General features: G+C 44.2%; 24 protein-coding genes. 14 read left to right on the top strand and 10 right to left on the bottom strand.

Annotated features, from left to right (window positions below):
• Positions 1–79 precede the first annotated feature (79 nt).
• Positions 80–1,318 carry a molybdopterin molybdotransferase MoeA gene (moeA, locus tag ST37_RS02025; RefSeq protein WP_084883231.1) on the bottom strand — a complete coding sequence of 413 codons (1,239 nt, stop codon included), beginning with the start codon at positions 1,316–1,318 and terminating at the stop codon, positions 80–82.
• Between the two features lie 120 nt (positions 1,319–1,438).
• On the opposite strand from moeA, the gene folE reads away from it, so the two are divergent.
• The gene (folE, locus tag ST37_RS02020; RefSeq protein WP_084883228.1) at positions 1,439–2,107 is read left to right on the top strand and encodes a GTP cyclohydrolase I FolE; all 669 of its coding nucleotides are present in this window, start codon (positions 1,439–1,441) and stop codon (positions 2,105–2,107) included.
• A gap of 4 nt (positions 2,108–2,111) precedes the next feature.
• On the opposite strand, the gene ST37_RS02015 is transcribed toward folE, so the two are convergent.
• Positions 2,112–3,110: a TDT family transporter gene (locus ST37_RS02015; RefSeq protein WP_084883225.1), complete on the bottom strand. Its 999-nt coding sequence runs from the start codon at positions 3,108–3,110 to the stop codon at positions 2,112–2,114.
• A gap of 460 nt (positions 3,111–3,570) precedes the next feature.
• Positions 3,571–4,515 carry a ribosome biogenesis GTPase YlqF gene (gene ylqF / locus ST37_RS02010; RefSeq protein WP_084883222.1) on the bottom strand — a complete coding sequence of 315 codons (945 nt, stop codon included), beginning with the start codon at positions 4,513–4,515 and terminating at the stop codon, positions 3,571–3,573.
• Positions 4,516–4,909: 394 nt separating this feature from the next.
• Here ylqF and ST37_RS02005 point away from each other — a divergent pair, with 394 nt between their 5' ends.
• Positions 4,910–6,673 (top strand): methyl-accepting chemotaxis protein, encoded by a 1,764-nt coding sequence (locus tag ST37_RS02005; protein WP_084883219.1) that lies wholly within the window; start codon positions 4,910–4,912, stop codon positions 6,671–6,673.
• 121 nt (positions 6,674–6,794) lie between these two features.
• The gene (locus tag ST37_RS02000; protein WP_084883217.1) at positions 6,795–7,400 is read left to right on the top strand and encodes a beta-phosphoglucomutase family hydrolase; all 606 of its coding nucleotides are present in this window, start codon (positions 6,795–6,797) and stop codon (positions 7,398–7,400) included.
• A gap of 55 nt (positions 7,401–7,455) precedes the next feature.
• Here the strand turns inward: ST37_RS02000 and ST37_RS01995 are convergent, their stop codons facing one another.
• Both ST37_RS01995 and ST37_RS01990 read right to left on the bottom strand, forming a co-directional pair.
• Positions 7,456–7,929, bottom strand: coding sequence for an FKBP-type peptidyl-prolyl cis-trans isomerase (locus tag ST37_RS01995; RefSeq protein ID WP_084883214.1), 474 nt, complete (start codon positions 7,927–7,929; stop codon positions 7,456–7,458).
• 11 nt (positions 7,930–7,940) lie between these two features.
• Positions 7,941–8,558 carry a thioredoxin domain-containing protein gene (locus tag ST37_RS01990; RefSeq protein WP_172400913.1) on the bottom strand — a complete coding sequence of 206 codons (618 nt, stop codon included), beginning with the start codon at positions 8,556–8,558 and terminating at the stop codon, positions 7,941–7,943.
• A gap of 137 nt (positions 8,559–8,695) precedes the next feature.
• Here ST37_RS01990 and ST37_RS01985 point away from each other — a divergent pair, with 137 nt between their 5' ends.
• Positions 8,696–9,304 carry an OmpA family protein gene (locus ST37_RS01985; RefSeq protein WP_084883209.1) on the top strand — a complete coding sequence of 203 codons (609 nt, stop codon included), beginning with the start codon at positions 8,696–8,698 and terminating at the stop codon, positions 9,302–9,304.
• 64 nt (positions 9,305–9,368) lie between these two features.
• Here the strand turns inward: ST37_RS01985 and ST37_RS01980 are convergent, their stop codons facing one another.
• Both ST37_RS01980 and ST37_RS01975 read right to left on the bottom strand, forming a co-directional pair.
• Positions 9,369–10,673, bottom strand: coding sequence for an inosine/guanosine kinase (locus tag ST37_RS01980; RefSeq protein ID WP_084883206.1), 1,305 nt, complete (start codon positions 10,671–10,673; stop codon positions 9,369–9,371).
• A 138-nt stretch (positions 10,674–10,811) separates the two neighbouring features.
• Entirely contained in the window at positions 10,812–11,306 is a 495-nt protein-coding gene (locus ST37_RS01975) for a CreA family protein (RefSeq protein WP_084883203.1), read from the bottom strand.
• 144 nt (positions 11,307–11,450) lie between these two features.
• Here ST37_RS01975 and ST37_RS01970 point away from each other — a divergent pair, with 144 nt between their 5' ends.
• Positions 11,451–11,900 (top strand): hypothetical protein, encoded by a 450-nt coding sequence (locus ST37_RS01970; protein WP_084883199.1) that lies wholly within the window; start codon positions 11,451–11,453, stop codon positions 11,898–11,900.
• 201 nt (positions 11,901–12,101) lie between these two features.
• Positions 12,102–12,764, top strand: a complete 663-nt coding sequence (locus ST37_RS01965; protein WP_242426186.1) for an HAD-IA family hydrolase — start codon at positions 12,102–12,104, stop codon at positions 12,762–12,764.
• Between the two features lie 5 nt (positions 12,765–12,769).
• On the opposite strand, the gene trxC is transcribed toward ST37_RS01965, so the two are convergent.
• Positions 12,770–13,198 (bottom strand): thioredoxin TrxC, encoded by a 429-nt coding sequence (gene trxC, locus ST37_RS01960; RefSeq protein ID WP_084883193.1) that lies wholly within the window; start codon positions 13,196–13,198, stop codon positions 12,770–12,772.
• A gap of 78 nt (positions 13,199–13,276) precedes the next feature.
• Here trxC and ST37_RS01955 point away from each other — a divergent pair, with 78 nt between their 5' ends.
• On the top strand, positions 13,277–14,377 hold the full coding sequence (locus ST37_RS01955) for a ketoacyl-ACP synthase III (protein WP_084883190.1): 1,101 nt from the start codon (positions 13,277–13,279) through the stop codon (positions 14,375–14,377).
• Between the two features lie 96 nt (positions 14,378–14,473).
• Here ST37_RS01955 and ST37_RS01950 read toward each other — a convergent pair whose 3' ends face one another.
• The gene (locus ST37_RS01950) at positions 14,474–16,177 is read right to left on the bottom strand and encodes an FAD-dependent oxidoreductase (RefSeq protein WP_084883187.1); all 1,704 of its coding nucleotides are present in this window, start codon (positions 16,175–16,177) and stop codon (positions 14,474–14,476) included.
• 164 nt (positions 16,178–16,341) lie between these two features.
• Between ST37_RS01950 and ST37_RS01945 the strand changes: the two genes are divergently transcribed.
• Genes ST37_RS01945 through ST37_RS01935 form a run of 3 tightly spaced genes read left to right on the top strand, consistent with a single transcriptional unit; the run spans position 16,342 to position 17,535 of the window.
• Positions 16,342–16,644 carry a metalloregulator ArsR/SmtB family transcription factor gene (locus ST37_RS01945; protein WP_084883184.1) on the top strand — a complete coding sequence of 101 codons (303 nt, stop codon included), beginning with the start codon at positions 16,342–16,344 and terminating at the stop codon, positions 16,642–16,644.
• A 12-nt stretch (positions 16,645–16,656) separates the two neighbouring features.
• Entirely contained in the window at positions 16,657–17,076 is a 420-nt protein-coding gene (locus tag ST37_RS01940) for a YeeE/YedE family protein (RefSeq protein WP_084883181.1), read from the top strand.
• Positions 17,077–17,088: 12 nt separating this feature from the next.
• Entirely contained in the window at positions 17,089–17,535 is a 447-nt protein-coding gene (locus ST37_RS01935) for a YeeE/YedE family protein (RefSeq protein ID WP_084883178.1), read from the top strand.
• 17 nt (positions 17,536–17,552) lie between these two features.
• Here the strand turns inward: ST37_RS01935 and ST37_RS01930 are convergent, their stop codons facing one another.
• Positions 17,553–18,365: an endonuclease/exonuclease/phosphatase family protein gene (locus tag ST37_RS01930; protein ID WP_172400912.1), complete on the bottom strand. Its 813-nt coding sequence runs from the start codon at positions 18,363–18,365 to the stop codon at positions 17,553–17,555.
• Between the two features lie 389 nt (positions 18,366–18,754).
• Here ST37_RS01930 and nrdD point away from each other — a divergent pair, with 389 nt between their 5' ends.
• The 4 genes from nrdD to ST37_RS01910 all read left to right on the top strand — a co-directional run bounded on the left by nrdD (position 18,755) and on the right by ST37_RS01910 (position 23,446).
• Entirely contained in the window at positions 18,755–20,875 is a 2,121-nt protein-coding gene (nrdD, locus tag ST37_RS01925) for an anaerobic ribonucleoside-triphosphate reductase (protein WP_084883174.1), read from the top strand.
• A 64-nt stretch (positions 20,876–20,939) separates the two neighbouring features.
• A complete protein-coding gene (nrdG, locus tag ST37_RS01920; RefSeq protein ID WP_084883171.1) occupies positions 20,940–21,410 on the top strand; it encodes an anaerobic ribonucleoside-triphosphate reductase-activating protein in 471 nt (156 codons plus the stop codon).
• 125 nt (positions 21,411–21,535) lie between these two features.
• Positions 21,536–22,726, top strand: coding sequence for an amino acid aminotransferase (locus tag ST37_RS01915; protein ID WP_084883169.1), 1,191 nt, complete (start codon positions 21,536–21,538; stop codon positions 22,724–22,726).
• A 12-nt stretch (positions 22,727–22,738) separates the two neighbouring features.
• Entirely contained in the window at positions 22,739–23,446 is a 708-nt protein-coding gene (locus tag ST37_RS01910) for a RimK/LysX family protein (RefSeq protein WP_084883166.1), read from the top strand.
• The last annotated feature ends 1 nt before the right edge of the window (position 23,447 follow it).

The raw sequence follows: 23,447 nt of genomic DNA, 5'->3' as shown, positions 1-23,447 counted from the left end.
TCAGTATCCTATATCAACACTACGACGACGAATTAACTAGCACTGTAGTTGATTACACAGTGAAAATCTACCGAGCACACTACAATAGAGCAGCTCCAAATGGTTGAATTGTTACCGTTTCTCCCTTTGTCACACTTCCCCGTTCTTGTTCAAGTATGACATAGCAATTTGCGATGCTCATCGACATAAAAGCACCGGAACTCTGGTTAGCGCAGCTCTCTACAACCACCTCCCCATTTTCTACGCGGTATATGCCACGTTGATAATCTGTACGGCCTGGACGCTTTTTGAAGGCGCTTAAGCTTTTAGCGTTAAGCGTGACATCGGGTGTCCACTCGCTGTGACCAGACATTTTCGCCAAAAACGGTTCGACAAGTACATGAGCGGTAATCGCTGCGGAAACGGGGTTACCGGGCAATCCACAGAAAAAGGCATTGGGCAGTTGGCCAAAGGCGAAGGGTTTACCTGGTTTAATGGCGATTTTCCAAAAACCGATTTCGCCCATTTCTTCTAATATATCTTTGGTGTAGTCAGCTTCGCCAACGCTAACACCGCCTGAAGTAATGACGATATCGGCGCACTGTTGGGCTTTGTCGAAGGTCTCTTTTATTGCGGTTTTGTCGTCTACAATAATCCCTAGGTCAATGACCTCGGCACCAAACTTCTCAAATAGCGGGATTAAGCCGTATCGATTACTGTCGTATATTTCACCTGCTTTGAGGGGCTCATCGAGTGATTTTATTTCATCACCTGTAGAGAAAATCGCCACTTTGACTTTTTGGAACACAGAGACAGTTGCGATCCCCAAAGAGGCAAGAATAGGGAGATCGCGCAGGGTAAGCTTATGGCCTGAGTTAAACACGGTGCTGCCGATGGAAATATCATTGCCGTTTTGGCGAATATTTTGACCACGCTTGATGGCTTTGCTATCGAAAGAAACATGGCCTTCTTCAGTAGTGCTGACATCTTCTTGCATCACCACAGCATCACAGCCTTCTGGGATTTGTGCTCCTGTCATGATTCTAATGCAGGTACCGATTTCCCAGTGACCAGTAAAAGGGTGGCCCGCAAATGACTGACCGGCCAACGGTAGTATTGTTTGATTCTCTAAGTCATGGATCCTTACGGCGTAACCATCCATTGCTGAGTTGTCAAAAGGGGGGACATTTAGGGGTGACTGTACTGGAGTGGATAATATACGTCCTACAGCGTTTGAAATATCAAGTGATTCGACATCAGGTAACGTTTTAGTGGTCGACAACATTTGATTAATCGCGTCTGAAATTGGCATTAAGCCAGGAGCATCACAACAACCCACAGTGTATTCCTTTTTGTGTAAATTTTAGTGACACGATTTTAACACAATGCAGCGTTTTGAAGGTGTATTTATTGCTATTTTGTCGGTATCCTTTGAGCATGCAATTTATGGAAAGAAAGTATGCTGGATAAAAACCTTCAAACATTGTCCGACTCCGCGCTGCTAGTCAAAAACGCATTGGAAACAAGAGGTTTAGAAACCCCTATGGTGCCAAATAAATATTCTCGAGACGCCAAGAAAGAGAAAATTGAACATCATATGCGAGAAATTCTCACACTGTTAGAGTTGGATCTTACTGATGACAGCCTTGTCGAAACGCCAAAGCGCATCGCTAAAATGTATGTGGATGAGATTTTTTCGGGATTGGATTATCAACAGTTTCCCAAGATCACTGTCATCGAGAATAAAATGCAAGTCAGTGAGATGGTGAAGGTGAAAGATATCACTGTTACCAGTACGTGCGAGCACCATCTGGTGACGATCGATGGTAAATGTACGGTGGCGTACATTCCTCGAAGCAAAATTATTGGTCTATCGAAAATTAATCGAATTGTTCGATTTTTTGCACAAAGACCCCAAGTGCAAGAGCGCATGACCCAGCAAATACTTGTTGCCTTGCAAACGTTGCTCGACTCTGATGATGTAGCCGTGACCATGTCGGCGACGCACTATTGCGTCAAGTCGCGCGGGGTGATGGATGCAACCAGTGAAACGACCACCACCGCGTTAGGCGGACTGTTCAAATCGAATGCTTCAACTCGAGCCGAATTTTTACACGGTGTAAGCTAAGGGCTTAAGGTGCATTTGGAGGAGTAGACGATTTTTGTACAGCTTTTGCTCCTTCAAAAGCAAACCACTGTGGCCAATACAAACCTAGATATCCCACCGATACCCAAATAACCAATACGGTAGCAACAAGAATTTCAAAGAACCCAAAATAGTGTAGCCAGTGCCAATGAGGATGCTCACCTGCAAACCAACTCGTTAGTCGTTGCATTGCGATAGCGCTGATCACTGACGGAAAAGTGATAGTAGCAATAGAGGGTTGAAATTTTAACCTAACCAACTTGAGGTAACACAAATAGATCAGCAACGTCATTGTGATGGCGATGCCAGCTAATGCACCGGCAAGGATAGGGTCCGGGTTATCGAATGTGACCAAATAAGCCGCCAGCGATAAATTTACCGGCGCAGCCATAATGGCAAGCGTTGGACGCGCACGTCTAGGTAGCATGCCAAAAAAGACCAATCTGTACAGCACCAGTGGTAACATCAAAAAATAGATCGCGATGCAGACCATAGCCATGCTTTGAGAAAAAACCTCATGGCCTAAACGCGAGCCCGCTAAGGTACTGGAAATCACACCAACAGGGTAAAGAAACCAGCTTGGTACTATGTTGGACATTTTAAAGTTCGATAGCTGAAAACCAAAAAATAACGTCAACATGGTCAGATGTAGCGTCAGTGCGCAGAGCCATAAAACGTGGGCAAACTGTGGTAATACTTCGGACAGATAGTCACACAACACTAATAACGTCATGCTCATTGGCGCCATCAAACTTCCTGAAAGAGGATGTTGAATGTCGGTAAGGAACAATGAAGGGTTTAATAGATATTTTAGTAATACAGGTATGACTAAAAGCGTACCGCATAATATTAGGTAGGGTTGGATAACCAAGCCAAATTCAGGCGCGTACAACGCCCATGCTTGTGCCAGCCCTACTACCCCTAACGACAGTGAAGCCTGTGAGGGGGGAATGTGATGAAAGCGATGAAATCGTTTGCTAGACACCAATGACCTTTATTTATAGCGAGTAGGGTGAGATTGAGTGTTGAAAAGCTTGTTTTTAACAGTCTTAGAGCCACCTAGTCTATCAGATCGGCAGTGAGATTACTTATCGAAATTCAATGCTGTAAATTTTAGTCTAAAAACTTGCAATATTACGATTTTGTACCAGACTAAAAATGTAAGGTGAAGACAACAAGGAGGACGACACCTTACCTACAATTAGGACTGTTTAATTAATTACAGAAAAACACTCTACCCCTTGTCACACAGGTTGCGTCCAAGGTATTTCATACAGACATCGAGCCTTTATTTCTTCGATGCATTACCTTAAGAGAGCAACTTCGCAAACTCACGATTGAGCGACAAGGTGTTAAGGCGCAATGAAAATTGCGCCTTTTTGCATTTTGCCAGTCAGGCAACTCATCAGCGACAGAATTTGCTTTTGTGAATCAGAATTGTCGCACTAACGTTTGTTGCGTAAATAGCGTTTACGGCGCTCTTCTTTCTTTTTGGCTTTAGCTTCTATTTTTCGAGCAGACTCTTCTTCCACTTCGATGAGTTCTTGAGTGATCATCTCTGGTCTTTCTAGAGTGATTTGGCCAATCGTACCTTGTCGAAGTTCATGCAATAAAATTTCAGAAGCTTTGTGCAGATCAATGCGACCTCCTGCACGTAAACAGCCACGTTTAGCGCCCAAGGCCTCCATCAATTCGACCTCTGTATCAGGTAGCACTTCAAGTTGATAGCGCTCCTTGAGTAGGTGTGGGTAGTGCTTTGCCAAATACTCTACCGTGTAAAAGGCAACTTCGTCGTATTCCATCGCTGTGTCTTTGATGGCTCCGGTCGCAGCCAAGCGAAATCCACTGTGTGGATTTTCAACCTTTGGCCATAAAATCCCAGGAGTATCGGATAACACCACGCCATTTTGCAGATTGATGCGCTGCTGGTGGCGAGTCACCGCGGGCTGGTTACCTGTTTGAGCGACGGTTCGCCCAGCGAGTGTATTGATTATGGTTGATTTACCAACGTTTGGGATCCCCATTATCATGGTGCGAATGTTTTTGCCCATTTGTTCCCGATGCGGTGCCATTTTTCGGCACAGCTCGACTATTTGAGTGATCTCTTGGATTTGTTCTGTGGTGACCGCAATTGCTTTTACACCTTGCTCTTTTTCTAGATGTTCGATCCATAGCTGAGTGACTTCTGGATCGCACAAATCGCGCTTGTTTAATACTTTTATGACAGGTTTGTCTTTGCGCAAGCTAGAAATTAACGGGTTTTCACTGCTATAAGGGATCCGCGCATCGAGAACTTCAATAATCACATCGATTTGTGGGATCACTTCTTCTATCTCTTTACGAGCTTTATGCATGTGACCAGGAAACCACTGGATATTATTATTAATCATTTGAGTTGAAGCCTTATTAAATGGGTGCCTATGCAAACGAAACAATAAAGGCCCCATTTGGGCCCTTTTTGATGCTTTGCAATCGAATTCACACTGGACAAATTGAGCATAAAGCGTGATTCGATTTGTCGAATTGCTCCATTATATCACTAACTCGGCACATAATTGGATTGCATTTTTCATCCCGGCTTTAGGGTTCAATTAGCCAGTCTTTATAGTCGAACCAAATCTTGGGGTCAGAGTCAATTGACTCTGACCCCAATTATTAATTATCACCACACTGCAAAAGTTAGACTATACTCCCTATATACAGAATGGATGCCCTTAAAATGGGTGCTATTGAACGGTTCATGGGCGCATATTTTGATATTAGTGATTGGCAAGGAAAAACTGAATGACTATTAAAATCAGACTCTATCTACTCGGTGCAATTTCGTTAAGTGGGATAATTTTACTGGTACTAGTTGCAACGCATTTAATACAAAAAGACCAACAATTATCATTGGCGAGAAATCAGATCACAGAACTCAATGTTGAATTGCTAATGTTACGCCGTAACGAGAAAGATTTTTTGCTGCGCCTGGATGATAAGTATCTGGATAGCTTTAACAGTAATGTGCAAGATTTTGTCGAGATTGACGATTCTTTAAACCAAAAACTTGAGTCATTTAATTTCACTGTAACGACTCGACTAGTAAATGACTTAAAGGCGTATCAAGAAGGTTTTACATCACTAGTGAAACAGCAATCAGTGCTTGGATTAGATGATGACTCAGGCTTAAAAGGCGAATTTAACCGTCTAATTAATGAGGCACTACCTTCGCTTAATGAGCAACAAAAAGAGGCTACGTTCTATTTGACTAACGACATTCAACAAGGGAAAGTATCCACGTCTTCGACAACACAAAATTTACCGTTAAAGTTAACCCAAGCTGCAAAAGCCGTTGTGGAGCAGGCACACATTGTCGGAGTGGCTTACAACGAAGGCCTAAAAGGTCAAGTGCGGACACTTTCGCATACCATTGAACAGCAGTTTGGTGAGTACGCCTCTCAAATAGACTCACAAATTGAAGATTACCGAGCTAGTGTGAGTACAATAAAGTGGACTATTTCAATTGCTGTGGTGTTACTTGTTGCCTTCGTGATTATGCATACGATGCGCTCTATAAACCGTAATATGTACGAACTCATATCAACCATTGGCAAGATCACTAGTACCAATGATGTCTCATTGCGGGTTAAAACTGAAGGAAAAGACGAACTAAGTACTATTGGTTGCGAATTTAATAAGTTACTCAAGAAGTTAGAAGACATCGTTTCGGGTTCACAACAAAAATCATTACTACTCACAAGCAATACGGAAAGTATGCACGGGCAACTTGAAGGCGTTATTACTCAATTTAAAAAGCAATCAGAACACACCACAACAATGGCAACGTCTGTCTCTCAAATGGTTTCTACAATCAATGAGATCTCTGAAAGTACCACTGTTGCTGCTTCGGGGGTTCAGCATGCAACTGAGAACGCTCGAATTGGTCGTAAAGTGGTAGAGTCAACAATTTCTAAAATTGAACAACTCTCAACAACCCTTAATCACAGTCAAGAATCCATTGCCTCGCTCAATACTAACGTTGACCAGATTGGTGGCGCGGTTGTGATAATCCAAGAAATTGCAGAGCAGACCAATTTATTGGCGCTTAATGCTGCAATAGAAGCCGCTCGAGCTGGCGAGCAAGGGCGTGGATTTGCGGTAGTAGCGGATGAAGTAAGGGCGCTCGCAAGCCGCACTCATCAATCCACCGAGGAGATTGCTAATGTCGTATCTTCCATTCAAAAGCAAATGTCTACAGTGGTGAACGATATTACCGACTGTACAACGCAAGGAAGTGAAACCAAAAACTCATCACAAGAACTTGATGAGTCTTTAAGCAAAATTATCGGTGATATGGGGTCAATACAAGCCAATTCTGAAAGCATCGCATCGGCTATTGAAGAGCAGGGGATCGTTATGAATCAGGTGAGTGAGTCTATTATGCAGCTCAATGATATCTCGACAAATAATATGCGTGCAGCGGAAAACTGTCTACTAGAAGTGAATTCTGTATCGACGCAAGCACTGGAAATGAACAAGGCAGTATCGGTATTCAAAACCGCTTAATGTTGCATTGAGTTCTCTAAAAAAAACAAACCAAGCCAATGTTCTGTTCATTGGTTTCTTTGTCATCAAAAGTACTCTTGCACTTAACACGTAGCATTCGTACATTAGCAACTGAATTATTGTGAACGAGGTCAACGTGAATATAGATAAGTACCAAGGGCTGATTTTTGATATGGATGGCACCTTAATCGATACCATGCCATCACACCTAGATGCCTGGCATCAAACTGCGCAACATTTTCATTTCCCTTACGACAGAAAGTGGATGAATTCATTAGGTGGTATGCCAAGCCCTAAGATCACTTTAGAAGTAAACAAAAAATACGGTCTTGATCTAGACGCAATGGAAGTGTCTTCTTTTAAAATGGCGCGTTTTGCAGAGATCGCTGATAAAGGACAACCTATCAAGCTTACTGTAGACCTAGTAAAGCAATGGTCTGGCAAGAAGCCAATGTCGGTGGGTACAGGCTCTCAGAGAGCGTCAGCGTTATCTTTGTTAGAAGATAATCAGCTACTGGAGTATTTTGAAACCGTAGTATCAGCGACGGAAGTTAAAAACCACAAACCTAATCCAGACACCTTTTTGCTTGCAGCCCGAGCGATGGGGTTAGATGCAACTCACTGCGTCGTGTTTGAAGATACAGAGTTGGGTAAGCAAGCAGCGCATGCCGCTGGGATGGATTGCATAATGGTCGAAGAGTCTGGACTAAGATTGTACCCAGTATAATAAATCGCCATCACTCAAGTGATGGCGTATTTTTATCTCGGCTTTTTAAAGTTGGCTATTTGATTTCAAGAAGCTCGACGTCAAAGATGAGAGTAGAGCCTGGTCCAATAGGGCCTGCTCCTTTCTTACCGTACGCAAGAGTACTTGGTACAAACAATCTTATTTTCTCCCCTTCAACCATCAACTGAAGGCCTTCTTTCCAGCCTGCGATAACTTGATTAAGTTTAAATTCGATAGGTTGACCGCGGTCTACAGAGCTATCAAACACAGTTCCGTCGATGAGTGTACCGTGGTAATGCACTTTTACAGTGCTTGCAGCGGTTGGGTTTGCCGTTCCAGTACCTGGTTGTAAAACCAAATACTGCAGCCCACTTTCTGTGGTTTGAACCCCTTCTTTGGTGCCGTTTTCTATTAAAAAAGCTTGGCCGATGGCAAAGTTTTCGTCAGAGGCTTTATGTCCCATCCAGGTGCGATAAATGAAGAAGCCAAACAGGACAAAAATAATAATTGGGAAAAGAAACTTAGACATAGAGAACCTTTCTATTTTTCGAGTAAATATTTAATGGTATTAGCGATATCTTCACTGCTTTGGTGCGAAGACAGGTCAACGAGATATTTTCCTTTGACGATAAAGGTTGGAACAGCTTGGATCTTTGCACGACTGGTGACGATCTCTGCAATTTTAGACGCTTCAAGCACGTCTGCAATTTGAGCTTCGGATAGTTCATAGGGGGAGATAATCCCTGCATCAGTAAAAGTTTTATTGAGTGCAGCGATTTTTTCTTCAGAGCTGCTAAAGCTGCCATGATAAAGATTGAAGAGCCCAGCCATAAATTCTGTGTTAGGCGTTTCGCCTAGCTGGGTAACACCGGCATAGAAAAACATTGCAGCGCTACGCGACGCATCGTTAAAGGTGACATGAACCTTACCTATATCACCACCAAACCCTTGTTTAATGGCCGGAAGTTGTGGCTCTAAGTTCATACAGTGACCACAGGTCAGAGAAAAAACTTCGACTACAGGGTCGGCGATCACGTCACTGAGATCGCTCGGTAAGTCGTGATAGTGTTTGCCAAATTCTGGCTGATTGTTATCGCTACAACCGACTAAAAGTAGCAGTGCGGCAGAAAAGGTCATCAGTAATAGTTTTTTTAGCATTACGGGTTCCATGTAAAAATGATGCCTCATACTACTGTTATCTTCGAATAAACGAAACTTAAAGCTAAAGAATTTTTATCGCTCGCCGCTATTATCTACAGAACTCTCATGTGTTATTGAATTAAGGCATCTAAACCATGTTTTTTAAGGCTAAATTAGGCTTTCTTACCTTCATCGCGCTGGCATTTTTAAGTGGCTGTGCCGAACTTCAGACATCTCAAAATTATGGAGTCACTCAACTTCCAAAAACCTCTAGCGGTTTACCTAATGCCTATTTGGAGTGGGAGGCGGTGGCCAAAACGTTGCCTGTTCAAAAAGAAACCCCGGACAGCAGCTCTCTTGAAGATCTTTTACGACAATCGAACATTAGTTATCAAGTTGAAAAAGGCGACTTCTTGCTGCTCAAACTGGACAAACCGGTACAATTTGCAACAGACTCGTTCGCGCTTGGGCGCGAGCAAATGCGACAGTTGATGCAACTTAGCCAAGTGTTAGTGAGTCAACGTGGTGTAGAGATAATCGTTGAAGGGCATGCAGATGATGAAGGTAATGCTCTGTATAATGAAGCGTTGTCACTTAATAGGGCTACAGCGGTAGCGGATTACTTTTATGATCGTGGGATCGCAAAGAAAAACTTATTCGCACGTGGATTTGGTGACGCGATGCCAATGTGTAATAACAGCACTCGCAGCGGCAAAGCGTGTAATCGTCGTGCAGAGATCTCTATCGTAGTTCATAACCCTTAGATGACGATAAAGAGTAATAAAAAGGGGCAGTAGGTGTAAAACCTGCTGCCCCTTTTTTGATGGCTTACCTTTCCCAGTACGCCTCTTCTAAACTGTCTTCTCGTTCAGGTAAGGAGCGAGACAGGCGAGGTGAGTGCTGGATGAGCATTTCATAGCTGACGCGATTGGCGTATTTGCACACCTGAGACAACGATGAATAAGTCAAAAAATCCGTTTGGTGCTTATCCGAATTGGGCACATTTTGCTTGTGATATTGGTTGGCAGCAATATCGTGTAATAGCGCTGACAAGGCGCCATCACCAGCGCCGTTGGTATTTTTGATCTCTAACGGGCCACCTAAGTAAGGCGCAATATGTGAATAAATACGGGCAGGGACAACACACTCTTTAAAGCGCATCGCTCGGCTAAATTCGTATTGATTAAACTCGGAAATATTACCCGGTAACAAGCTATACTTGGTTTCTCGTAGGTATTTGGTGTCGCAGTATCCCGCCATATACAGTCCAACAGGACCTGAGGTGCACAGCACCAAATCAGCCCAATCCAACGCGCGGTCCGCGGCTAATAAAGGGTCTTTTTCCCCAGTAAGCGCTTCGCCTTCTTCTTCGTTCATCGCCAATATGGTGACATTGGCTTTGATGAAGTTTTGCCACCAATCAGCATGCCCTTCAATAACATATTTGGTGCCCAGGGTAAGTACCACGGGAACGTCATGGTCTTTCGCGTATGAGACTGCACGCAATACGGCTTGAGGCATTGGGTCGCCTTCTTTGCCACGCATTAAGTAGCTTGAGATAACGAGCGCAGCCGCGTTTTCAAACACTTTTTTTGGAATCGACTCTGGAAGAAGCTGATTCATATCCCCTTCATTAATCGCGAAGGTTCGTTCACCATCGTCGGTGATCAGTGTATAACAGCGCCCAATGGACCCTTCTACGGTTTGTAGATGGTTTAAGTTAACTCTACTTGATGTACGGCACAAATAGCGATAAGCGTAACTGCCGACTTCAATGTTTTTAGACATTACACCCAATTGCACCGACTTACTGTCCGCCAACACCGAAAAGTTGTGTAGCGTATTACCAATGGTATCGCCGGGGAACTGATGGGTGATCAGGTCTTGGTCGACAAGCTCCTGATACAGTGCGTCGGCAACGTCTTGAGTAACAACCAATGAGTGTCCTTTGCTCAACTGGTAGCGTTCTAAAAACTCGTCATTAACACGTGCTTCTATGTCTACAATAGTTTGCCCCACGCCGACGATGGTTGATCGTTTTAACGTTGGGGTTTGGCGTATTTGGTTAACAAGAGGATCTTTAGAATGGGTCGGAAAATAGTGCTTGGATTTGCGCTGACCAGGAAACTTCATGCAAAAGCCTTTATTAGGACGAGGCTAATAGGATAGCCAAAAAGAAAGTGCGCGATCATACCACAATTTTCGTGTTTCGGTAGGGCTGTGTAACTAGGAAAATAGAGGCAATATTGCATTGCCTCTAACGGTTTGTTTTTATTGAGTAACTTCGTCTTCTTCAGCGAAGATTTTAGGACTATTGTACGCCGCAGTACCCCAAAGTGGCACTGTAGACATACTGTGTTTGTAGCTGCCCTGTAGCTCTTTGGTCGAGTACGATACGTACATCAGTGTTTGTGAGCCCGCATCTAAGATACGACGAATCTTAAGTGACTTTAAAAAGATACTTTTCGACTTTTTAAAAACGATTTCACCTGATTTAGAGTGATCGATCTCCGCAATCATTTCTGATGTGATCTCACCCGTTTGACGGCAAGAAATGCCCATGTCTGATGGGTCAGAAAAATCGAGGTCGGCAACCACATTGGAAATATGGCAGGTTACGCCAGTGACAATTGGGTCTGTTAGAACTTCAATTTTGATGTCTTTAGTGGTGAACAGTCCTAGAGAAACATCACCAACTTCATCGCCACTGCATGCGCTTAATGTAAGGGCTGCTATAGCACTGACAAGGAGAGTGCGAGATTTCATAGTTTAAGCTCCGTGTTTTTTGAAAAGTGTACCAGAAACGCAGGTTATGATGTACTTCGAAACTAAGACTTTAGCGTCATAGTAGTTGTTGGATGCAGTGGTTTTGCGTATCCTGACCTCACTTTGACTCGACGGAATGATAGTGTGCCCTCTGCAGATAAGCTTCAAGCCTTAAAAAATGATTGGTTGTTTAGTCATATTGACGTTCCTTTCCCTACTTCAGAGAGCAAAGAAGGCTGGGCTATTTACCAAAAATTGTCTCCTAAGACTACCCACGATCATTTAGAATCCTTTGGTCATTTAGACTGGCACTGGGTAAGCTTCCATAAAATGACGGTTTGGTTTGCTCAGTACTATGCTATGCAGCTCACAACCAATGAAGATGAGCAGCACTATATAGTCGAATTTCTTACTCAAATCAGTGTGTCACCAGATGATCAACTGAAGCTGTTTTTTGTCACTAAGCCAAACAGTAGCGAGATCGTGTCCGCTGGATTTTGCGGTCTTGTTGATCAAGAGATGCTGGTTATTGAACAAGTAGGACGATTGTCTCACCAAAGTACAACCGAGTTACTTGCGAAACAAAGCGATTAGTCGCTATATATTTTAAATATGCATAGCCATAACTGTGTATAAATACAAGTGCAACCAGTTTAAATTGTGCGACTAAGTGATCTCGCTTGCAGTACCCATAATTTGTTTTGATCCAAGATAACACAATCTTACATTTAAGCTTTCCTATAAGACTTCAGTAACGTTATGTTCGTTAGAGAATCTTACGAAAGGGCTATGCGAATGAGTGAAGTACAATGTGTGATCTTCGATTGCGAAGGCACATTGATCGACAGCGAACCTCTTAATTGTGAAGCGCTTGTAAGCGTGTTTGCCCAGTATGGGGCAACATTGACTATGGACGAGTGTTTTGCCCATTTTTATGGAGGAAAGCTCACTGATATATTGGCCTCAACCCGAAACCGTTTAGGGTTGAGCGTGTCCACCGATGAGTTAGAGCCCAAATACAGGGAAACGCTCAATGCCTTGTATGAAGAAAAGCTAAAGCCAATGGATGGAGTGATCGAAATCCTTGAACAATTGAAGGCTCGAGATATTCCAGTGGCGGTCGCCAGCAATGGCCCTCTCGAAAAAATAGAGTATTCATTGACCAAAGCAGGTTTGAATGAATACTTTGAAGGGGCAATGTTTTCTGGCTTCGAAGCCAATAGTTGGAAGCCAGAGCCCGATCTGATTCAACTGGCAGCAATGCACATGGGGTTTTCCGCGCATCAGTGCTTATACGTTGATGATACTCCGAAAGGGGTTGAAGCAGGGTTGTCAGCTGGGGCGACAACGGTGCACTTTAGAAGCAACCCCATGACCCCCAAAAGCGGCTTTTTTGACGTAACAGAAATGCAGTCAATGAAGCAACTCAATGAGCTGCTGACGGACGCTACTGGTTAAGCGCTTCATAATTGCTGATCAAGCCACGCAGTAAACTGGCTTTTCGGCAATGCACCATTAATTGTGGCCACAACTTTACCGCCTTTAAACACCATAATGGTGGGGATGCTGCGTATCTGATACTGGGCAGCAATTTGGGTTTGTGCTTCGGTATCGAGCTTAATAAATCTCGCTTTGCCACTGTATTGCTTTGCCGTGTCTTCAAAAACGGGGGCAAACCCAACGCAGGGGTTACACCAAGGTGCCCAAAAATCGACTACAGTCGGTGTTTGACCCTGAATTAATGCGCTGAAGTTTTGCACTGTTCCCTCAATAGGACTCCCATCCAGCAAGGGTTTTGCACATTTTCCGCAGTTCGGCTGCTCTTTTAAGCGCTCAATAGGCAGTCGATTGTTGGTTTTACAGTGCGTACAACGCGATATTAAACTTTCCATGTAAATCCTTACTCTTAATTTGTGTCTCAATCATTTATACTGTGCAGTGTTTTATATTACAGCAATGATGGAAACAATATGCAGCAGTTTTATGCAGAAATTACTGGTTGGGGTAAATGTCTACCACCAGCAATTTTAACCAATGACGATCTTAGTACTTTTATGGAAACATCGGATGAATGGATCCGTTCTCGTACTGGTATCGAAGCACGACGTATCAGCCATGTGGATACCTCAGAAATGGCGACGGTCGCTGCGCAAAGAGCAATTGCTTGTGCAGGTTTAGAGCCTCAAGATATTGATCTGATCATTGTCGCTACCTGTTCCGCCGATACCTTTATTCCGAATATTGCCTCAAAGGTTCAAGCCAATCTTGGTATCAAATCCGCCGCCGCCTTTGATCTTAATGCCGCATGTACTGGCTTTTTGTATTCGCTAGAAACTGCCACACGTCTTATTCAAGCGGGTAATTACCGTAATGTGGTGGTCATTGGTGCAGAACGTTTGTCATTCTTTATGGATTGGACACAACGTGACACCGCGGTGTTGTTTGGTGATGGCGCTGGTGCTGCAGTACTAACGCGCACTAAAGAGAAAGTAGGATTGCAAATCGCTCAAATTGGCTGTGATCCAAAAGGTCGCGATATTCTGGCGATCCCTGGTTTTGGTACTGCGATGGATCGTTTCGCAGCCGACAACGGATACTTTGATTTTAACTTTGTCGGCCGCGATATATTTAAGCGTGCGGTGAAGGGCATGGGGCTTGCCAGTAAGACCGTGCTTACCCAATCGGGGCTTACTGCTGATGATCTGGACCTGGTGATCCCGCACCAAGCTAACATTCGCATTATTCAAACCTTGTGTGAAATTAACGGTATCTCAGAAGACAAAGCCTTCGTAAACATTCAGAAGTATGGCAATACGTCAGCGGCAACGGTGGCGATTGCAATGTGTGAAGCGGCTGAAGCCGGGCGAATTAAGCCTGGTGCTGATATTCTTATTGCAGCCTTTGGTGCTGGCTTAACTTGGGGTGCTGGTCACCTTAAATGGGGTCAACGTGTCACGCCAATTGCTCAAAGTGACGCAGAGTTGCCTGCTTGTGAGAAAAGTGGTTTAGAGCTACTAGAGCAGGCGATTGAGCATTGTAAAAACAATCCTGCGTTAACTCGCGAACAATAATCTTCACTAAAACACGCAGCGCAAATAGAAATGGGAAGCCTAAGCTTCCCATTTTTTTATTCTAAGTTAAGAGCGCCACCAGCTTGTGGCTTTGGATTACGCTTGAGCGAATTTATAAGTTCGGTATCCACCAAGTAAGTTACGAGCTTTAAAGCCGTTATTGACTAACTGGCGATAAGCGACGTTGCCGCGAAGACCAACTTGACAATAGATCACGATCTCTTTGTCTTTTGGCAGCTCGTGCATACGTTGTCTTAACTGATCGACAGGAATGTTCAATGCGCCCTCAATAAAGCCGACATTTTCAAGCTCTGCTGGATTTCGCACGTCCAAAAGAAGCTGATTGTCATTAAGGTTATCTATCTGATCATAGTGAATCGATGTAGAGTCGCCACTAATGATATTGTTGGCAACGAACGCCGCCTGATTGATCACATCCTTTGCGCTGCCGTAAGGAGGCGCGTACGTTAGCTCTAAGTGTTGAAGTTGTTCAACGGTCATTCCTGCGCGCTGTGCAACCGCCATAACATCAATTCGTTTGTCTACTCCATCTTTACCTACAGCCTGTGCGCCAAAGATTTTGCCAGACTCTGGATCAAACAACATTTTAAATGAAACGATTTCTGCGCCTGGGTAGTAGCTCGCGTGGCTTGCTGTGTGCACATAGACTTTTTCGTAGTCGACACCGTCACGTTTTAATTGTTTTTCATTTCGCCCTGTAGAGGCTACGGCGAGATCAAAGATTTTGCATATCGCGGTACCTTGCGTCCCTTGATACTCTTGGGCTCTGCCAAGCATATTGTCTGCAGCCATTCGTCCTTGACGGTTTGCCGGTCCCGCTAAAGGAACGAGTGTTGGTTCACCAGTAACAAAATCTTGTTCTTCGACCGCGTCACCAACGGCAAAAATGTAAGGATCGCTGGTACGCATCTGAGCATCAGTCCATATCCCTCCAAGATCACCAATTTTTAAGTCTGCCTGACGGGCAAGGCTGGTTTCTGGTTTTACCCCGACAGCCATGATCAATAGTTCAGTCGTCAGTGTTTCACCATTGCTAAGCGACAGGTCGAGATGACCGATTAGATGTTGCTTATCGGTATGTTCGCCAGCTTCTTCATTTGCAATGGTTTGGTTAGGAGCAAACTCAACCGCCTTAAGAGCAACCCCCAGTTTTAGGTCAATGCCTTTATCGCGGATCTCTTGATGCGCAAATCCAGCCATTTCGCGATCGACAGGCGTCATGACTTGGTCAGCGAGTTCAAGCAAGGTGGTTTCCACTCCAAGTTGGTGGAGGGCTTCCATCATTTCAAGTCCAATAAAGCCGCCCCCGACAACCGTCGCGTGTGTGGGTTTATTAAGTCCGATCGCATGGATGATCTTGTCCATGTCAGGGATATTTCGTAGAGAAAATGTGAGCGGATTGTCAATCCCACTAATTGGCGGCACTATCGGCGCTGCACCTGGGCTAAGTAGCAAAAAGTCGTATTCTTCTTCATACGAAGTCCCTTCGAGCAGATTGGTAACAGTGACGGTTTTGGCCTGCTTGTTTATGCTGATGACTTCACTCATTACGCGTACATCAACGTTAAAACGGGCTAAAAAGCTATCGGGTGTTTGCAGTAATAGCTTACTGCGTTCAGTGATGTCGCCACCAATGTGGTATGGAAGACCACAGTTTGCAAAGGACACGAAAGGGCCACGTTCGAACATAATGATCTGTGCATCTTCGCTCAGACGTCGAGCACGTGCGGCTGCAGAAGCGCCTCCAGCAACGCCACCTACGATAACAATTTTAGTCATAGTCGACTTCCTCTATTTTTCAAATTAAAACTGATTAAGGCAGACAATACCCTTTAATATTAGATTTGTCTAATAAAGTTTTACCTACATTAGTCTTGACTAATTACAAACGGTCGTTAAGATACAGCTATATGAGTTGTTACTAATTTAGCCAAGGGTGAAATATGAGTGTTGTAGCAGAAGATATGCAATCACAAGCTCAAGAAGTGTCCGAGCTGCTTAAAACCATGGCGCATCCCGTGCGATTGTTAGTGCTGTGTCAATTGGTTAATCAAGAACTGAGCGCAGGGGAGTTGGTCCAGCGATCGAGTCTCAGCCAAAGTGCTTTTTCGCAACATCTAACCGTGCTAAAGAAACATGGCATTGTAAAAGTGCGCAAAGAGGCTCAACAGGTCTTTTACTCGTTAGCCGACGAGCGTGTAGAAAAATTATTAGACAGCCTTTACGGGCTTTTTTGTAAGTCTTAATTGGAGAAAACTATGTCGTTTACTATCCCTTGGGAATCACTCTTTGGCGGAATGCTATTGGGCGTTTCGGCCACGATTCTATTACTGATTAACGGTAAAATTGCCGGGATCAGTGGCATTCTTGCTGGCCTATTGGCGAAAAAACCTAATGATTTTTCTTGGCGTCTAATCTTTGTCGCAGGTTTGATTGGCGGAGGTGCGTTAGCAAGCATATTCTTTGGTGCTGATATTCCAATGTCGTATTCAACGAGCACGCCACTATTGATCATTGCAGGATTACTGGTAGGGGTTGGTACCAAGTTGGGTAACGGCTGTACCAGTGGTCATGGCATTTGTGGTATGGGACGCTTTTCAAAACGCTCTATCGTCGCCACCATGGTATTTATGTTGGCTGCTGCCATGACTGTGTTTTTTAGACTGCACTTAATTTAGGGGAATCGCACAATGTTGCTTAAATTTTCAGCCTTGGTGTCAGGGCTACTGTTTGGAATGGGAATGGCAATTTCTGGTATGGTCGACCCTGTCAATGTTATTGGGTTTTTGGATGTAGCAGGTAACTGGGACCCGAGCCTTGCATTTGTAATGGGTGGAGCATTATTGGTGTTTACGCCTGCCTATCACTTTTTGATCAAACCAAAACACGTTCCTGTCGTTGCCAACGAGTTTTGTGTGTCTAGTGTTCGTAAAATTGATAACAAATTACTAGCAGGTGCAGCGACATTTGGCGTTGGTTGGGGGCTTGCAGGTGTTTGCCCAGGCCCAGTTGTTTCGTCGCTGTCAACTGGAAACCCAGACACTCTGATCTTCTTCGTGTCGATGATGCTAGGCTTTTCCGTCGTGAATGTGTGGCAGCAAAAACAAGCGCCACGCGCTGCAACACAAACGTTGTAATAGCGTGTTATGACGGCTTATCCCTTCAAGTCGATCAAATAGTCAGTCACAATAGGACAGTGATCGCTCATTTGATAATTGATGACGTCTTTTAAAGCATAGTTCTGCTGTTGGGTGGAGCTGTGCTTTTTTAGTTTATAGCTGAGCATGTGATCGATGAGGTACGAATAGCGATAGGTTTGGTTTGGATCTCGATTCGACTTTACCGCGCACGTCGCTTCACTTTGACGACTGTCTAGTGAAATCTCTTGATTGGTATCGGCGACAATTCTCGCCATGACCCAGTCATTTGGGTAGGAAAGTTGATGATTAAAATCACCAGTGAGTATAAAGGGTTGATTGTGTTCAATACGTTGCTGAATCCACCCGTTAAGTTGATCCGCTTGCTCAGCAAGTACGTTACAGGAGCGACTGCTCGTGCGCGCCTTTTGGCAACCGGCTTTCAGATGGACAGACAATAAATGCACGTTTTGTTGCTTGTGTCGAACGATAATGTAGGTGCCAAAACGTAGTTTCTGACTTGGTGTCGACGATAACGTTAAATCTGGTGGGTTGGCGACCAACTGAACAGAGTGATGTAACGCGAAGCCAGTGTACTGATTGATGTCATTAAATTGCAGAGCGCTGTGTTTGGCTTGCGAACGACTCGACAGCACTATCTGATAGCTGCTGCCGAATACCTGCGTGGCTGCCTCAATGTCGTTGACTTCCTGCAATGCAATGATGGGCGCATCCAGTGCTATGGCGTAATCGCTTAGGCGCTTAAAATCTTCACCCTGTCGTTGGCTTTGTGGAAACTTATCCACACCGTGGCTGGTCAGCCATTCCAAATTCCATGATCCAATGCGGATCGTTTGAGCGGTAACGGGTCGCGCGAGGATCAATAGACAAAATGAAGAAATTTTCAAAAATGTGAATTTCATAATTGAGATTTTGCACCTGTGGATAATTGTGAATTGCTGTAGGTTCGATTGTAGCAGGGCTTTGAAAATTTCAACCCGTTTGTTCAAATTTTTGAAGGCTCGATCCTTAATTTTTACTCTGCGATGTCAAGCAATTTTCATGTAATTGCTAACATTATCTTTAGCGATTAATTGATTTAGATCAAAACTCATACTTGGTACTTTTCGTTAAATACGCCCACAATATCTAGTGTCTAATTTCAAAATGTATACCCTATATAGTGTGCCTGTGGGTAGCTTGTGGGTAAGGAGTGTATGTGAAACCAGTTGTGATCAAGCGAGATGGAGCTCGTGTCCCTTATAGTCGGGATCGCATTGTTGCGGCAATTAAAAGTGCTGCAGATAACAGTGAACACGGAATCGCGGAGTACGCGCAAAAAGTAGCAAATGCCGTTGAAGCGAAACTGATGGATCACGCTGATGTTCAGATACAAGAGATTCAGACACTTGTAGAAAATGAATTGATGCAAGGCTCGCAGAAAGCACTTGCACGATCGTATATTGAATATCGACACGATCGTGATATCGCTCGCGAGAAACAAAGCGTACTTAGTCAGGAAATCCAAGGGCTAATTGAGCAATCTAATGCGGACTTGCTTAACGAAAACGCTAACAAAGACGGTAAAGTGATCCCAACACAGCGCGATCTACTTGCGGGTATCGTAGCCAAGCACTACGCCAAGACCCATATTTTGCCCCGTGATATTGTCCAAGCTCATGATTGTGGAGATATTCACTACCATGATCTGGATTACGCACCATTCTTTCCAATGTTTAACTGTATGTTGATCGATCTAAAAGGCATGCTAACGCACGGCTTTAAGATGGGTAATGCTGAAATTGATACGCCAAAATCGATTGCTACAGCGACTGCAGTGACTGCGCAAATTATCGCGCAGGTGGCATCACACATATACGGTGGTACCACGATAAACCGTATTGACGAGGTGTTAGAGCCGTACGTGACTAGCAGTTTTGACAAAAATCTTGAAATCGCCAAAGAGTGGGACATTCATGATCCGAAAGGGTTTGCCATGGCACGTACTGAAAAAGAGTGTTATGACGCATTCCAGTCACTCGAGTACGAAGTCAACACGCTGCACACCGCCAATGGGCAAACGCCATTTGTTACTTTTGGGTTTGGATTGGGTACATCGTGGCAAGCTAAGCTAATTCAACAGTCGATTCTAAAAAATCGTATTGCGGGTTTAGGTAAAAACAAAAAAACAGCGGTATTTCCTAAACTAGTCTTTGCGATCAAAGACGGCTTGAATCATCGCGCTGAGGATCCCAACTACGAGATCAAGCAACTGGCGTTGGAATGTGCGTCTAAGCGTATGTACCCTGACATTTTAAACTACGACAAAGTCGTAGAAATTACCGGTTCATTTAAAACTCCTATGGGTTGCAGAAGCTTCTTAAACGTCTACGAAGAAAATGGTGAGATGATCCATGAAGGGCGCAACAACCTCGGAGTTGTAAGCCTGAACTTACCTCGTATTGCGATTCAATCTAAAGGTAATGAGGCTCGCTTCTATGAACTTCTAGACGAGAAGTTATTAGTCGCGCGTCGTGCATTAGAAACACGTATTACTCGTTTAGAGACCGTGAAAGCACGCGTTGCCCCAATCCTTTACATGGAAGGAGCTTGTGGCGTTCGATTGAAGCCTGATGACTCTGTGGCAGACATCTTTAAAAATGGCCGCGCTTCTATTTCGTTAGGTTACATTGGAATTCACGAAACCATTAATGCGATCTATGGCACTGAGACTCACGTTTACGATAATCAACAGCTGCGAGAAAAAGCGCTCGCTGTTATTGCTTACATGAAAGAGAAAGTGGAAATGTGGGCAGCAGAAACAGGGTATGCATTTAGCTTATATGGCACTCCAAGCGAAAATCTATGCAGTCGCTTCTGCCGTGTGGATGCGAAAGAATTTGGCGTGATTGAAGGTGTCACCGACAAAGGGTACTACACCAACAGTTTCCACTTAGACGTAGAGAAAAAGGTTAACCCATACGACAAAATCGATTTTGAACTGCCGTATCCAAAGATCTCTAGTGGTGGATTTATCTGCTACGGTGAATTTCCAAATATGCAGCGTAACATCGAAGCGCTAGAGGATGTGTGGGATTACAGTTATTCACGGGTCCCTTATTACGGAACCAATACGCCTATCGATGAGTGCTACGAATGTGGATTCAGTGGTGAATTTGAGTGTACGAGCAAAGGATTTACCTGCCCAAGCTGTGGCAATCACGATTCGACCAAAGTATCGGTAACACGTCGTGTATGTGGCTATTTGGGTAGCCCAGACGCGAGACCATTTAACTTTGGTAAACAAGAAGAAGTTAAACGTCGCGTTAAGCATCTATAATTAGCAGTACGATGTTAGTAAAAAGGCGAGCTGAAGTTCGCCTTTTTTGTTTTGTGGAGTGGACATGAATTTTAGCCAATATTACTCAGTCGATGTCGTTAATGGTCCGGGCACACGGGCTACTCTTTTTGTGTCTGGGTGCATCCATCAGTGCCGTGGTTGCTACAACCAGTCAACTTGGTCTCCCGATTCGGGCGAGCTCTTTACGACAGAGCACCAAGATCAAATTATCGCCGACCTAAACGATCCAAGGATAAAACGTCGTGGCTTATCTCTGACGGGAGGCGATCCACTTTATCCTGGTAATTTAGAGGCTGTTTTACAGCTAGTGACCCGTGTTAAGGCGGAATGCCCCGACAAAGACATATGGATGTGGAGTGGTTATTTATTGTCAGAACTCAGCGAACGTCAACAGGAAGTCGTCGACTATGTAGATGTACTGGTGGACGGTAAATTTGAGCAGTCAAATTACGATCCAAGGCTTGAATGGCGCGGCAGTTCAAATCAGATCATTCACTACTTTAAGTCTGTGTAAGTAAATTGCGGATAAAACACTCAAATTAGCGCTCTAATTGTAGACAGTGTAAGGCTTAGCTTGAGGTCACCTAAGCTTAGTGATAACGTACTTTTATTGATATGGAATTCAAAGAGTTGTGACCGATGTTTTCTCACCTTCCAAAACCCCAGCAAGATCCAATATTGTCGTTGTCGATCGAGTACCGACAAGACCAACGCACCGATAAAGTAGACCTAGGCATTGGTGTATACCGTAACGATGACGGTGATACACCAATAATGGGTGCAATATCATCCGCTCAGAAGCTGATTGCAGACACTCAAACCACCAAGTCTTACGTGGGCTTAGCCGGCAGTGAGCCCTTCAACCAAGCGATGCTAAGCCTTGTGCTAGGGGATAGCGACGCTATTTCTCGCAGCGCTGTGATCCAAACCCCTGGCGCCAGTGGCGCACTGCGCATGTTAGCTGATTTAATTAAACAGGCAGAGCCTTCTGCTCGTGTTTGGATAAGCGATCCTAGTTATGTGAATCATCAGCCTGTGATGGAAGCCGCTGGATTAGAAGTGAAATTCTACCGCTACTTCAATACAGAGACTAAGCTTGTAGATACGTCTGCGATGTTAGAGGATCTTAAACAAGTGACCTCTAGCGACGTCGTGTTGCTGCATGGATGCTGTCATAACCCTTCTGGTGCAGACATGGATATCGACGCCTGGAAAGCGGTGACCGAGCTTGCCAAAACACAGGGCTTTACTCCGTTTATTGATGTTGCCTACCAAGGCTTTGGAGATGGACTTGAGGAAGATGCGCAAGGCTTGCGATATATGGTGAATGAAGTCCCTGAAGCGATGATTTCTGCGTCGTGTTCCAAAAATTTCGGCTTATATCGTGAAAGAACTGGTGTTGCCATTGTGGTGGGTAAAGAAGCTCAGCACGCTCAATACGCAAAGGGCAAATTACTGACTTTGGCAAGAGCAACCTACACTATGCCACCGGATCACGGTGCAGCACTGGTTGAGAAAGTGTTGAGCGATGACCTGCTTAGGACGCAGTGGCTCGATGAATTAAATATGATGCGCGAAAGACTCAGTACATTGCGAAAAAATTTGGTTAACGCACTCATTGCTGAAACGGGCGGTCATCGCTTCGATTTTATAGCCCAGCATAAAGGCATGTTTACATTACTTGGGTTAACCCCAGAACAAATGACGCAACTTAAAACTCAGTATGGTGTATACGCGGTAGCAGATGGTCGTGTGAATATCGCAGCTTTGTCTGAAAAAGACATTCCTTTTGTGGCAAAAGCGATTGCTGCAATAGCAGGAAAAGAGTGATAGGAGTATTGAATGAATAAACACACATTGGTTGCCCTCACGGTTGCTTCAGTGCTCGCTGGCTGTGCTTCTGCTCCAAAAGAATCAGAAGAGTCGATAAATCAGGTTTACCCGCCTGTTGCCGAACAGCCAGAGTACAATGATAATGTTGTGTACGAAGAAGAAAACGATATTCCTGAGTTTGAAATTGAACCAGTCGACGAAGTAGAATCTGTTCTAGAAACCGAACAAACGGTGAAAAAAGCGTTACCGATTGAAGACGAAACGGGTGCGTTGATCTTAGGGAACAAAGAGTACATATATTTACCTACTGTAGAGCGCAGCTTTACCGCTGGTATTGACGAAGATCTCGACGTTTCGGTGATGTCTGTGTCGAATGTGACTCCTTTCGAGCGCAATGGCAAAAAGTGGGTAAGCTTTTCCGTTGAGCATGATGACATCAAAAGTAAAGAATTTAGCCTACCTGTTAAAAGCTGGCGTAAAGTGTCCAGTGACAAGACTGAAAATCAAGCTAAAAACAGTGAGAAAACGGTAGATGTAGCAAAGCAAGCCATAGTAACGGCTTGGATTCAGTTAGGTAAACTGAAAGAAAACACAGACTTTTTGCTCTCTGAAGAGTCAATGTTGCCATACCCATTTATGCTAGGTAAAAGCTTTTACCGAGACTTAGCGGTTATCGATAGTAGTCGTGAGTTTGTACAGCCAAAAGCCAGAAAATAGA

Source organism: Vibrio sp. qd031, assembly GCF_002100145.1.
Lineage (GTDB): Bacteria > Pseudomonadota > Gammaproteobacteria > Enterobacterales > Vibrionaceae > Vibrio.
The sequence above is the reverse complement of the archived record's forward strand: the minus strand, read 5'-3'. Positions and strand labels throughout refer to the sequence as shown.